15 protein-coding genes are annotated in these 12,922 nt (G+C 56.3%); 12 read left to right on the forward strand and 3 right to left on the reverse strand.

What is annotated here, in order from left to right:
• The first annotated feature begins 2 nt into the window (after positions 1–2).
• From miaB to hflX, 4 genes are all read left to right on the forward strand, one after another.
• Positions 3–1,373 carry a tRNA (N6-isopentenyl adenosine(37)-C2)-methylthiotransferase MiaB gene (miaB, locus tag C2L71_RS04835; protein ID WP_103264632.1) on the forward strand — a complete coding sequence of 457 codons (1,371 nt, stop codon included), beginning with the start codon at positions 3–5 and terminating at the stop codon, positions 1,371–1,373.
• A gap of 12 nt (positions 1,374–1,385) precedes the next feature.
• Positions 1,386–2,366 carry a tRNA (adenosine(37)-N6)-dimethylallyltransferase MiaA gene (gene miaA / locus C2L71_RS04840; protein ID WP_103264633.1) on the forward strand — a complete coding sequence of 327 codons (981 nt, stop codon included), beginning with the start codon at positions 1,386–1,388 and terminating at the stop codon, positions 2,364–2,366.
• A gap of 532 nt (positions 2,367–2,898) precedes the next feature.
• Entirely contained in the window at positions 2,899–3,243 is a 345-nt protein-coding gene (locus C2L71_RS12480; RefSeq protein ID WP_103264636.1) for a diaminopimelate epimerase, read from the forward strand.
• A gap of 157 nt (positions 3,244–3,400) precedes the next feature.
• Positions 3,401–4,714, forward strand: coding sequence for a GTPase HflX (gene hflX, locus C2L71_RS04860; RefSeq protein WP_103264637.1), 1,314 nt, complete (start codon positions 3,401–3,403; stop codon positions 4,712–4,714).
• 187 nt (positions 4,715–4,901) lie between these two features.
• Here the strand turns inward: hflX and lexA are convergent, their stop codons facing one another.
• A complete protein-coding gene (lexA, locus tag C2L71_RS04865; RefSeq protein ID WP_103264638.1) occupies positions 4,902–5,540 on the reverse strand; it encodes a transcriptional repressor LexA in 639 nt (212 codons plus the stop codon).
• Positions 5,541–5,664: 124 nt separating this feature from the next.
• Here lexA and C2L71_RS04870 point away from each other — a divergent pair, with 124 nt between their 5' ends.
• The 8 genes from C2L71_RS04870 to ku all read left to right on the forward strand — a co-directional run bounded on the left by C2L71_RS04870 (position 5,665) and on the right by ku (position 11,831).
• A complete protein-coding gene (locus C2L71_RS04870; protein ID WP_103264639.1) occupies positions 5,665–6,000 on the forward strand; it encodes a hypothetical protein in 336 nt (111 codons plus the stop codon).
• 317 nt (positions 6,001–6,317) lie between these two features.
• A complete protein-coding gene (gene nrdR, locus C2L71_RS04875) occupies positions 6,318–6,764 on the forward strand; it encodes a transcriptional regulator NrdR (RefSeq protein ID WP_103264640.1) in 447 nt (148 codons plus the stop codon).
• Positions 6,764–7,216 carry a dUTP diphosphatase gene (dut, locus tag C2L71_RS04880; RefSeq protein ID WP_187143266.1) on the forward strand — a complete coding sequence of 151 codons (453 nt, stop codon included), beginning with the start codon at positions 6,764–6,766 and terminating at the stop codon, positions 7,214–7,216. The genes nrdR and dut overlap by 1 nt, the downstream gene beginning before the upstream one ends.
• Before the next feature lie 225 nt (positions 7,217–7,441).
• Positions 7,442–7,876, forward strand: a complete 435-nt coding sequence (locus C2L71_RS04885; RefSeq protein ID WP_103264642.1) for a MerR family transcriptional regulator — start codon at positions 7,442–7,444, stop codon at positions 7,874–7,876.
• A 145-nt stretch (positions 7,877–8,021) separates the two neighbouring features.
• Positions 8,022–8,534 carry a YybS family protein gene (locus C2L71_RS04890; RefSeq protein WP_103264643.1) on the forward strand — a complete coding sequence of 171 codons (513 nt, stop codon included), beginning with the start codon at positions 8,022–8,024 and terminating at the stop codon, positions 8,532–8,534.
• Between the two features lie 394 nt (positions 8,535–8,928).
• Entirely contained in the window at positions 8,929–9,819 is an 891-nt protein-coding gene (locus tag C2L71_RS04895; RefSeq protein ID WP_103264644.1) for a DUF5996 family protein, read from the forward strand.
• A gap of 195 nt (positions 9,820–10,014) precedes the next feature.
• Entirely contained in the window at positions 10,015–10,581 is a 567-nt protein-coding gene (locus C2L71_RS04900; protein ID WP_103264645.1) for a hypothetical protein, read from the forward strand.
• Positions 10,582–10,976: 395 nt separating this feature from the next.
• Positions 10,977–11,831 carry a non-homologous end joining protein Ku gene (gene ku / locus C2L71_RS04905; RefSeq protein ID WP_103264646.1) on the forward strand — a complete coding sequence of 285 codons (855 nt, stop codon included), beginning with the start codon at positions 10,977–10,979 and terminating at the stop codon, positions 11,829–11,831.
• A gap of 13 nt (positions 11,832–11,844) precedes the next feature.
• On the opposite strand, the gene C2L71_RS04910 is transcribed toward ku, so the two are convergent.
• Positions 11,845–12,384 carry a phosphatase PAP2 family protein gene (locus C2L71_RS04910; RefSeq protein WP_103264647.1) on the reverse strand — a complete coding sequence of 180 codons (540 nt, stop codon included), beginning with the start codon at positions 12,382–12,384 and terminating at the stop codon, positions 11,845–11,847.
• Between the two features lie 9 nt (positions 12,385–12,393).
• Positions 12,394–12,567, reverse strand: coding sequence for a hypothetical protein (locus C2L71_RS04915; RefSeq protein WP_204600457.1), 174 nt, complete (start codon positions 12,565–12,567; stop codon positions 12,394–12,396).
• Positions 12,568–12,922: the final 355 nt, after the last annotated feature.

Here is a 12,922-nt window from a genome sequence, read left to right on the forward strand (position 1 = left end):
TTATGCAGACCCCGTTCATGAACCTCACGTTCTGTATTCGCACGTTCGGATGTCAGATGAACAAACACGACTCCGAGCGCATCGCGGGCATGCTCGAAGGACTTGGTGCGTTGGCGGTCGAATCGGTCGAGGAGGCCGACATCGTTGCGTTCATGACCTGCTGCGTGCGCGAAGCAGCCGATACGCGTCTCTACGGTCAGGTCGCATCGCTCAAGAACATACCGCTGCGCTCGGGAACGCCGCTTTCCAAGCGTATCGTAGCCGTGGGAGGGTGCATCGGCCAACGTGATGGGGAGCGCCTTGTAGAAAAGCTTCCTCATCTTGACGTGGTATTCGGAACGCACAACCTCGCCTCGTTGCCGCGCCTTCTGCAGTCGGCGGTGGAGAAGGGCGGGCACCATGTGGAAGTGCTCGATGCGGCTTCATCGTTTGCATCAGAGCTGCCCGCTTCGCGCGAACATGAGTGGGCCGCGTGGCTGCCCATCACCATCGGCTGCAACAACTTCTGCACGTACTGCATCGTACCCTATGTGCGCGGTCGGGAAAAGTCGCGCCCACTCGAGGATATCGTCGAGGAAGCTGAGCGCTACGTGGCCGCTGGCGTCAAGGAAATCACCTTGCTCGGACAGAACGTGAACTCCTACGGGCGCGACTTGTACGGTTCCCCCCGATTCGCCGCAGTACTTGACGCACTCGACGCGACTGGAGTGGAGCGCCTTCGTTTCGCAACGAGTCATCCGAGGGATCTTACCGACGAGGTCATCGGCAAGTTCGCTACGCTTCGCTCCCTCATGCCCGCATTGCACCTGCCCGTACAGTCGGGTTCGGACACCGTGCTGGCCGCCATGAACCGTCGCTACACGCGCGACCATTACCGCGCCCTTGTCGCGAAGCTGCGCGATGCAGTGGGCGACATCGCATTGTCTACCGACGTCATCGTCGGATTCCCGGGCGAGACGGCAAAAGACTTCGAAGACACGTATCGCCTCGTTGACGAAGTAGGATACCACCAGGTTTTCACGTTCATCTACTCGAAGCGAGAAGGCACGCCTGCTGCATCAATGAACGATCCGACTCCGCGCGAGACCATCCAGGCGCGCTTCGACCGTCTGGTCGACATCGTGCAGAAGCGCGCCTTTGAGGCCAACCAACGCGATCTGAACACGGTTGTCGACGTGCTCGTCGAAGGCGCTTCGAAGCGCGATACGGGGCTGCTATCGGGTCGCAGTCCCAAGAATCAGACCGTCCATGCGCCGCTGCCTCCAGGCGTCTCTGCCGAGGATCTTGCTGGCAGCATCGTGCGCGTGCGCGTGGACGAGGCCAAGACATGGTATCTTGCCGGCCGCCTCCTCGATCCTCCGACGCGCCCCTGAACGGCGTCATCCATGCATTCTGACCAGACGAAGGCGTCTGCTTCACTCGACCTCTCCGCACCTGTTGTCTGCATTGTCGGCCCTACTGCTTCAGGCAAGACCGCGCTCGCACAAGCGCTTGCGCTCGAGTTGAACGGGGAAGTGGTGAGCGCTGATTCCATGCAGGTTTACCGAGGTATGGATATCGGAACGGGCAAGCTTCCCGTCCCTGAGCGCCTCGTGCCGCATCACGGTTTCGACCTTGTGGATCCGGGGCAGCCATACTCTGCAGCCCTTTTCCAGGATTACGCTCGCGAATGCTTCCGCGACATCGATGCGCGGGGCAGGCGCTGCGTGCTATGCGGGGGTACGGGCTTCTACGTACGTGCCGCGATCGACGCATACGAGTTCCCAAAAGGCGAACAGGTGGGCAATGCGGTGCGCGAGCGGCTCAACCGGTTCGCCGAGGAGCGTGGAGCCCAAGCTGTATGGGAGCTTCTTCGCGACCGCGATCCTGAAAGCGCGGCCCTCATTCCGCCAGCCGACACCAAGCGCGTTGTGCGCGCCTTCGAGCTGCTCGACGAGAACGAAAGCTACGCTGCACAACGTGCAAAACTAGCCGCTCTCCCGCAACTCGTGCCCGCTTCTCTCATCGGCTTGGCGGTCGATCCCGACATCCTTCGCGAACGCATTGACGCGCGGGTGGACGCTATGGTGCAGGCGGGACTCGTCTCCGAGGTTAAAGGTCTGTTAAACCACGGCTTCCGCACGGGTGTCACCGCGCCCCAAGCGATAGGATACAAGGAGATCGTCGCTGCGCTTGAACACGACACGACGATGGAGGAGGCAATCGAGCGCATCAAGACGGCCACACGGCGCTACGCTAAACGCCAGCGCACATGGTTCCGCAAGGACAAGCGCATTCGCTGGATCGACGCAAACGAACAGGAAGTCGACCCGCTTGTCGAACAAGCGCTTGCTGCTCTCAGGGAAGCAGACGCCAGCCGAACATAAAGGAGCAGGGAGACAGTCAATGGAACTCGAATTCGCCAGACTACGCGGACTCGGCAATGACTTCATCTTCATCGACGATCGTCCATGCGCTATAGAGCTCACTGTAGAGCAGGTCGCATGCCTGTGCGATCGCCACGTCGGAATCGGCGCGGACGGAGTGGTGCTCGTACGCCCTCCCGCCATCCCAGCTGCGCGGCCTTATGCATTACATTAACGCCGATAGCACGCTGGCGCAGTTGTGCGGCAACGGCATCCGATGCTTTGCGAAATATCTCGTTGATCGCGGCCTTATAGCCGCGGCGGAGGACCATCTGACGGCGAGGCGCTTTCCAGGTCGAAGCCCATCAGCTTTGAGGTCGACACGCAGAAGAAGCTGGAGCGTACGACTGTTGATATGGGCCGGCCCCTTCTCGATCTTACCATCATACCGGTCACGGCCAAGGCGAATGCCGTAAGCTCGCAAGGCTCCGCATACGTCTGCGATCTGCCGATGGAATCTCCCTAGGGAACATTCGCATTCACGTGCGTATCGATGGGCAACCCGCATGCCGTCTGCTTCGTCGACGATTTTCTTTCATTGTCGGACGAGCTGTTCGCCGACCCTGCATCCAAAGGTCTCCGCACCTTCGTCGTTGCGAGAGTCGGGGTATTCTTCGAATCCCACCGGCTTTTCCCGGAAAAGTCGAACATCGAGTTTGCCGTCATACAAGCGAACAACATCGTCATGCGCGTATTCGAGCGTGGTTGCGGCGAGACGAAAGGCTGCTCGAAGCCGTACGTCGCATCAAGGAAACAATGCTGTATCGTTTATAGCTCTAGCATCGGATATGGTATGATGAGCGACAAGGGCGATCATGCCCGTATCGCGCCCGAGTGACGATGAGGAGCAGCCGCATGCAGACAAAACCGGCCTTTGCATAGAAATTCTTCGATGCGACGTACCTGATCAGGGCGTCGCCGCATCGGTTACGATGCATACCATGCACGCGTCATCCTCTGATGACGCTGAGGTCTGTTTTGAAAGGATTGCCCCCATGTCCGAATTTGAATCCGTCATCACGCGGGGGATGACCCCCATCTCCGAGCAGCATCGCGAGCGAGCCGTTCTTGTTGGCGTCGACCGACCGGGCGCCAACTGGCCGATCGATTCGTCGCTTGCCGAACTCGAACGCCTTGTCGATACAGCCGGGGCCGATGTTGTAGCCACCACGACCCAAAAACTCAACACGCCGAATCCGCGTACCTTCGTGGGCACGGGAAAAGCCGAGGAAGTTGCTGAGCTTGCTCGAGCTCATAGCGCCGATCTTGTTGTGTTCGATGACGAACTCTCGCCGTCGCAGCAAGCCAACCTTGAGAAGACGGTGGGCAAGCCTGTGAAGATAATTGACCGCACAGCGCTTATCCTCGACATCTTTGCGCTTCATGCCAACAGCAAGGAAGGCCGCTTACAGGTGCGCCTCGCACAAAACCAATATTTGCTGCCGCGGTTGCGCGGTATGTGGGCGCACCTTGCTTCGAACCGAATGGGCGGTGGCGTAGGCTCCCGCTTCGGAGAGGGGGAGAGCCAGCTCGAGGTTGACCGGCGCATGGTGCGCAAGCGCATCACCTCCATCAAGCGCGAGCTCAAGCATCTGGCTGAGGTTCGGGCCGTACAGCGTGAGAGCCGCTACGAAAGCGGCATGTACAAGGTGGCTCTTGCCGGCTACACCAATGCCGGCAAGTCGAGCTTGATCAATCGACTGACGAATGCCGATGTCCTCGCCTACGACAAATTGTTCGCCACGCTCGACTCGACGACCCGCAAGTTCGAGCTGCCGGAAGGCCGCGAGATCACAATTACCGACACTGTTGGATTCATCCAGAAACTCCCCACGACGCTCGTCGAAGCGTTCAAGTCGACACTCGACGAGATTACGGGGGCTGATCTCGTCTTGCACGTTGTCGACGCCTCTTCCGACCAGTACGAAGCCCAGATAGCTGCTGTCGAGGATGTTCTCGGGCAGATCGGGGCCCAGAACATCAAGCGTGTGCTGGTGTTTAACAAGTGCGATGTGCTTGATAACGAAGGACTCGCGGCACTGCGATCTCGTTACGCACAGGCGCAGTTCGTCTCGGCGGCAACAGGAGAGGGAGTTGACGAGCTCGTTTCCCATATAGCCCGCGTCGCGTCGTCGCACGACACGCATATGGACGTGGTCATACCTTACGATCGCGGGGATTTGGTATCCGTTGCCCACGAGCGTTGCCGTATTCTCTCGGAAACGCATGAGGAAGCCGGCACGCACATTGTCATGCTGGCCGCTCCTTCATACGCCGGCCTATTCCGCGCGTTCTCGGAAAGCAACTGAAGCATTCGACGTATTCAGAAGGCGAGCTTTTCGACCAACACGCATCCAGTCTCGCTGGACTATGCGGCCAACCTATCAAGTCGACCACATGCACGCACCGACCCGGTTGATCGAGCGCATTCAGACATCGACTCGCCGATTGCAAACCGGCGAGTCGGCTTCTTTCATACAATATCGACCAAGATTATCAAAGCCGACGGAACACCGCGACAACCTTGCCCGCAATCGAGCAATCAGTCGTGATGATAGGCTCCATCGTGGAGTTCTCCGGCTGCAGACGCACGTGCCCCTGTTCTTTGTAGAACCGCTTGACCGTTGCACCGTCATCGACCAGAGCGACCACGATATCGCCGTTGTCGGCGACGGGCTGCTCCTTCACGACCACGTAGTCGCCATCGTTGATGCCCGCTTCGATCATCGACTCGCCGCGTACCGACAGCAAAAACGAAGGGGAGTCGCCCACGATATCGGTCGGAAGCGAAAGCGTGTCGGTTATGTTCTCTTCAGCAAGGATGGGCGAACCGGCCGCAACGTTACCGACGAGCGGAACGTTCACGATCTTGCTGAACGAAGGTTGGATGACATTCGTGGCAAGCGCCGCGTCCTCAAGCGGATACGTAAGCGCTATCGAGCGCGATTTGAGCGGATCGCGCTTGATGAGTCCCTTCTGTTCGAGCGCCTTAAGATGCACGTGGACGGTTGAAGGGGAGGAAAGCCCGAGGCTCTGGCATACTTCGCGCACGGTAGGACCATACCCCTTCTCCCTGATGCACTCCTCGATGCAGTCGAGCACCGCTTGCTGGCGCTTCGTTACCTTCTCGGCCATAGGGTCGTCCTTTCGTCGTCCGATACTACTAACGAACAAATGTTTTAAAGTCTCTTGACATGAACCTTTGTTCGACCTATTATATACGCGAACAAAGGTTCTACGCAAGAGCAGGAGGGTAAAAATGAAGAAATATGCGACGAAATATCTTGTCGAGGGAACGTCCGCTCTTCGCTTGGAAGCGATCGAGACCGCCGAGCACGAGGCCGAGATTATCGTATTTCCCGGGCCGTACCAAAGCGATCATCCGTCGAACCCAAGTTCAGACAGTTCCTGCTTCGGAGATCATAGTAAACTCGGCCGAATCGATAGGAACGTTCTCAGATCGCAGTTCGTCACAGAGCTGCGATCAGGAGACGCAGCGGGAAAACCCTTCGATCGTATGAACCTCCTGCAGGCGACCGTTGGCGGATTCACGCTCTGCGCAACGGCGTTTTTTGGGTTGTTCCTTGCTTTATAACACACCCTCATGGAGGACATCAACAAAAGCCTTCCGTCGCTCTGCTTGCGATGATCGAATCGCTTTTGATATTTCCCCTCCGAGGTTCTTGAAGTCGACCAGCCCCATCGGCCGGCATCGACTACGCGAGGGCGATGCGCGCCCGACCTTCTCATAAAGGATCGGGACATAGCCGCAGGCACCGACATGAACACATTGGGTATGGACATGTCCGAACCATCATCGGCCTTGACGCTCTTTCCAATGATTTCATCGATTTCATTGAACCACAATATCTAGTATGTTAGGGTGGAAAAAACGCTGACAGAAGGAGTGCCATGCGCTGTCCATCCTGCGGTCATTCCGAATCGAAAGTTGTCGATTCTCGACCATCCGAAGACGGTGCGACCATTCGTCGGCGCCGTGAATGCCTCGAATGCGGTCATCGCTTCACTACCTATGAGCGGCTTGGCGACAGTCCGCTTATAGTCATCAAGTCCGATGGATCGTCTGAAGTCTACGATCGCGAAAAACTTATGAGAGGCCTGCTTATCGCCTGTGCAAAAAGACCTATTTCTCCAGAACAGGTAGCGACGCTCATCGAGAGCATCGAGTCTGAACTCCGCAATGCATCAAAGAACGAGATCAAGTCCAAAGAGCTCGGCGATATGGCTCTTGTCCGCCTTGCAAAGCTCGACGATGTCGCGTATGTACGCTTCGCAAGCGTATACAAGGACTTCCAGAACATCGAGGAATTCGCTGCCGCATTGGAAGGGATGAGCTGATGGAGGGCATTGCCGTGCCGCTCAAACAGCTCGATCCGGAGCTGCCAATCCCTGCATACGCCTATCCCGGCGATGCTGGTGTCGATTTGCGCTCAACGATCGATCTGGTTCTGCATCCGTTCGAACGAGCACTCGTACCCTGCGGCATTGCCGTGTCTATTCCGAGAGGGTACGCTGGTTTTGTCCTGCCCCGAAGCGGACTTGCTATAAAGCATGGCGTTTCGCTAGTAAATGCTCCCGGTCTTATCGACAGCGGTTACCGAGGCGAGCTGCAGTCTGTTCTCGTCAATCTGGACGCGCACAAGCCTTTTGAGATCAAGCGCGGAGACCGCATCGCTCAACTCGTCATCATGCGCGTATCCGAGGCAACGTTTGAACTGCACGAGAAACTTCCTGAAACGAAGAGGGGATCTGGGGGCTTCGGCAGCAGCGGAGTAAGCCTCTCGGTATAAACCGATGCCGTACTCTACTGAGAGCTGCTTACAACAGTATGACTGAAATCGAGGCCGGTCTTGTGGTGTCTATTGACTTAGAGTAACTCTAAGTCAATAGACCAAGAGATTCCGTATCCATTCTCGAAGGAACGATGAGATCGTCGAGCATAACCGAACGCTTGATCCCATGCGCATAGGCACATAAGATATCTTAGAGTTACTCTAACCGAGGAGGCGCCGGCGATGTATTACGAAGAACATCGGTGCAAAGAGCACGAAGAAGATGCGGACGCGGTTGCGCGTTATGGCATTGCCGATGTTGTCGATTCGACGGGAATCTCAGCATACACCATACGCTATTACGACAAATGCGGGTTTTTTCCGGACTTGGCGCGGGATCACCGTGGCGTTCGGTCTTTCTCGCAAATCGATATTGCCCAATTGCACTTTGTTGATGCGTTGAGAAAAAGTGGGCTGTCAATCGAGGGCATCCAATACTATGTGCGCTTGCAGAAACGTGGTGCATCGACTCGTTCTGAGCGTCTCGAAATCGTGCGCGCACAAGAAACGGTGCTTGAATACCAGCGCGCCGAGCTCAATGAAAGTCTCAAGCGGCTTCATGCCGCAGGTATGGAATTGTCTGCAAATAAAAGCTCCGATGAACCCTCCGTGGTATAGTTATCGCTCGAACTGGTCGAAAAACCCTTGTTTTCGACGACCTAGGAGCCGTCGGAGGACAAAACGGGGCCTTAGAACGGCTCTCAGAGCTTTGTATTTAAATCACCAGGTCAGAAGGCTATAAATGAATTGAGGAGCATCAGGTATGACCGAGGACAAACATAGGCCGCCCGAACCTCCACCCGCACCCTCGCAAGAAGGGACCGATAACGGCAACCAGGATACCAGTGGGTTCCGGCGACCGACCGACCTCGATTCCCGTGACTTGCAAAGTCCCCGTATGCCTCAGCCGAACATGAACGATGCCCGGGAGTTCAAAACTGCTCAGAATTTCATTCTCGCTGCAAGCATCATCGGCCCCATATCCTTGATTCTTGCAAGCCTGCTATTCAGCGCGATAGGCATCGTATGCGGCTACATTGGATTCAGAAAGCTGAAAGCCCTCGAGGCCAAGCGTTCTGAGATCAGCGCTGCCGCTGGACGAATGAAGCGTTCGGCGATCTTCGCCATGGCCGTCTGTGGCGTGACTGGAGTCCTCAATCTGGCACTGGTTTGGATGCTCTTCCCGACGTTCATGGGCATGGTGGAATCAGGTGATTATGGCGGGCTGCTTCCAGGTGGTTCAACGGGCGCAGAAACGAATTCAACCTGGGGCTAATATGATTTTGATTGCATAGTGCTTATATGCAAATGCAATCCTGCACCATTTCGAAGCTCCGCACCTCAAGTCCCGCAACCATGGACGGTTGCGGGACTTGTTTTATAAAAAGAACCAGATGAATAGCAGGACGCCGCTTTCGATTTCGCTCCTCTTCGGAGCACTCTCCCCTTTTAAGATACTGATTTATTGATAATGTATCTTATGTAAAGTTAGATGGATTCTACTCGGGTCCTCTTGCACCCCATGAGTCGATACATGCATGCCAGCCCCCATGCCAAACTCCCTATGGTATTCCGCAAAGGTATCGAAGCGTCCGTCAAACGGTAACGAATATCAAGCGGAAGGATCCCTCGCTCCAATGATCCGCTAGGATCGCCGACGAGGTGATCGCATGAAGGTGTTGAAGTATAAGGAATGGCGCGAGACGTGCATCGCACTGCATATGATGCTGCAGATGATGGGCAAGGTAAAACTGGAGACGATGCCGCCGCAACCAGAGTGGCGACACGTCGTGCTCTTCGCTGAACCCGACGGATTCACAACAGGACTCGTTCCAGCCGGCAAAGACGGATTCGAGATCCAACTCGATCTCGCCGATGCCTGCGTAAAAACGACTACGGCGAGCGACGCATCTGCCTTCTCATTCTCCGGTGTCGTATCCGTGGCCGATCTGTACAAGCTCTTCAAGTCGATGCTTGCCGATGTCGGCCATCCGTGCGAGATCAACCCCATTCCCCAGGAGATGTTCACTGCAACTCCTTTCGACGAGCAGCATGCAAGCATCGATTTCGACGTTCCCTGCGCTCGACGCGCCTTTCATCAGTTTCTGTTCGCCCGAAACGCCTTGGAGCGTTTCTCGGCGCCCTACCGAGGAAAACGAACCCATCCCGCTTTGTACTGGGGCACGTTTGACATGACCACCACCCTGTTCTCGGGAAAGCCCTGCCCTTATCGCACGGACGGCTCCCTCGTTGAGCGAGCGGCTTTCGACGAACAGTTCATCGAATTCGGATTCTGGACGGGCGACGAGAGCACGAATGACCCTTCGTTCTTCGTACTCGCCTACCCGTTCCTCACCGACGGCTCGTCTGATGAAGTGCGCCCTCGCCAAGCATTCTTCGATCCGGAACAAACGGAATACTTCCTTCGACTTGAAGACGTCTTGAAAGCCGACGACCCGCAGGAAACCGTTGTCCGCTTCTGTCAGGACGCGTTCAGGAACATTGCAAAACGCCAGCAATGGGATGACGCCGCTTGGCTCTTCAAGCCCCTTTTGACCTGACAAGCATGCAGAAGCGTATCGGTCTGCCCATGATTCAAGATCCAGCTTAGAGTTACTCTATGGACTCTATCCCCTCCTGTCGCTTTCGGGCCGTGAAGACAACCCGTCTCCAGGCTCGCTAGCCGATTATCCATCGACGAAAAGGAGTACATACCGTATTCTGATTTGATCAGACAAGGAGAAAGGGAGATTCCAATGGCTTGTATCAAGAAAGTCGCCACGACGTTTTTTGCGTCGATCCTGCTTGCCATGGGCGCAATGGCGCTCGTCGGCTGCGGGCAGAACGACGAGGAGATCATTCGCGAAGGGGTATCGGCTGAACTCGACAAACTGAAGAACCTCGACGAAGAAACGCTCAATCTTCTTGCCTCGGAGGCGGGAGCGGACGACCTCTCAAGTTACGGCATCGATGCGAAGGAATTCGTGTCGAGCTATTTGGCGGGTTTCGACTACCGCATCGAGAGCGTGAACGTCGACGGCGATAATGCGACAGCAACCGTAGTGCTCACGTGCAAGAGCTTCAGCCAGTACACGAACAGCCTGGAGGAAGCCGTTACGACGCTCGCCGAAGATGAAAGCATCCAGTCGATGAGCACTGATGAGCAGAACATGAAGTTCGGCGAAACGATCATGAGTTCGCTGAACGAGTTATCGGCCGTCGAGACCAGTCCGATCGAACTAGCCTTCGCGCGAGAAGGCAATTCCTGGAGCACTACCCAAGAAGCCGAGCAGGCGATTACGAACGCACTGTTCAATAACTAGCGCTCTGCGTTACAGTTCGAATACCGATCGGCAACCATTATGTCTGCTGATAGAAGTGGATCAAAATCGGTGATAGAGTTATCTGCGGACGGTAACGCGTCAGAATTTGCAAGGAGGAATCATGGGGTACCTGGTTTCCCTGTTGTGCTTCGCGGGCGCCCTGCTGTGCGCATCGCTCGTACGGCGCCTTGCATAGGACGAACAGGAAGTATGGAACGAGCCGGCGATAAGCCGGCTCGTTCCATATGCGCTACTCACTCCCCTGCCTGCAGAGGTGCGCATCCAGCGAACAACACCTTAATAGCGATTCCCTTTCGAGTTCTCCAGCCAAGCCCTGCAGCCATCCGAACACGCTAGCATGCAGACTTCGGAACATCCGAAGGATAGGAGCTTTTATGGCCGCTCGGAAAGGTGCGATCGCTTTCGGCCTCGTATACATACCCGTCGAACTCTACGCGGCGACGCAAGATGATGCGGTGCGATTCAATCAACTCGCCAAGGACAGCATGAAACGCGTGCGGTACGTCAAGACGTGTCCCGACTGCAAGCGGGAGCTCAGGCCCGAGGACATAGTGAAGGGCTATCAGTACGAGAAGGGCAAGTATGTTGTTGTCACCGACGAGGAACTCGAAGCCATCAAAACCTCTGCAGATCGTGCTATGAAGATCGTGCAATTCTCCGACATCGAAGAGGTTCCACCCCTCTATTTCGAAAAACCGTACCAGGTCATTGCTCAGGCCGGTGGAGAAAAACCGCTCGAACTGCTGAGACGCGCCATGGCAGACGAGGGGAAAATCGCCATCGGCACCACGGTGATGGGCAACTCCGAAACACCCATCGCGCTCATCCCCTACGAAGACGACCTCGTCATGATGACGCTCCATTTCCAAAGCGAGGTCAAAGATATTCCGAAGTCATTGCAGCATCCCGACGTCGCCGACGAAGAGCTCTCGATGGCCCGCAAGCTCATTGAGAGCATGACCGAGCCATTCGATCCCGCGCGTTTCAAAAACTCGTACCAAGAGAAGCTCATGGATCTCATCCAGCGTAAAGTCGCTGGTCAACAAGTTGTAACCGAGAAACCAGCAGAGCAGCCTTCAAACATAATCAATCTCATGGACGCTCTTTCGGCAAGCTTGAAAGCCCGCGAAGAAGCTGAAACCTCCCCAGTCGACGCCGATGACGCTACGAACAAAGAACCGCCTGCGAAAAGGCCTCCCCGACGACGTGCCCCGAAAAAGACCGCATAGATCGACGGCGACCTCAATCCGGCTGCTGCGGCACAAGCTTCTTTGCGATGACCACAGCGGAAACGCCGACAACAATGCCGATCACTGCGCCAACAAGGATGTCGCTTGGATAGTGCACGTACAGGTACAGACGCGAAAATGCGATCAGACACGCGGCGGCTACAGCAGCCGCCTTGAGCACCGTGGCAAGCCGTCCCTTGTCCGGCAAACAGCACAGCGCAGCAGCTGCGGCGAACGATACCATGGAGTGGTTCGACGGAAACGACGAACCTAACGGTGGCGGTATGAGCAAGCCTAGGAACTCGTAGGCTACGAAAGGCCTTACACGGCCGAACAGTGGCTTCAGCACGAGGGCGCCGAGAACTGCCGACGCAACGATGGCGAGGAGCACCCCGATACCATAGACGCGCCGCTTCGGCTGAGCAATGAGAACGACAGCCGCCGCAAACCAAATGACCGCAAGATCACCGAGATGCGTGGCGAAGACCATGAAGGAATCCATGAACGGCGAGCCCAAATGCTCCTGTATGGCATCGAGTATGGCGCTATCCATTCGAAGCCCCTAGACGATCCGACCACGAGCATCGGGACCGAGCCACGCGAGCAGCCATGCACAACCGGCTTGCACGTCATCGTAGGTTGCTTCGAAGTCGCCCGTGCACCAGGAGTCGGCGACATCGCATCCGCTCCCAGCGAACTCAAACAGTTTGCACAGTCTTCGATGCGGCACGCTCATCGCACACCCCTTTCGCCGTTCTTGCGAACAGAGGGCGCGGCCGCATCGTCCGGTTCGAGCACCTCGCCGTAGCGCGCGTACAGCTCCGGAACGGCACGCTTCACGCTTACCGGCTTAAACGTCGTCGCATCGACGAGGCAATGGGTGCTCCGTCCTGTACAGCAGGGCTTCGCAACATCGGGGTCCTCCCCCTTTCGGAACACCTCATAGGCGTAAACGGTCTTTAGGGGTAACGTACAATTTTTTGCGCACTTTGACAGCAGGATAGCGTCCAGATAGGAAGGAGGGCACGGCCCGCCCCGGTATGATTCGAGTTGTCGAGACAAGAAGCATATTGGAGGAGAGCCATGCCCGA

Source organism: Enteroscipio rubneri, from assembly GCF_002899715.1.
GTDB classification, from domain to species: domain Bacteria; phylum Actinomycetota; class Coriobacteriia; order Coriobacteriales; family Eggerthellaceae; genus Enteroscipio; species Enteroscipio rubneri.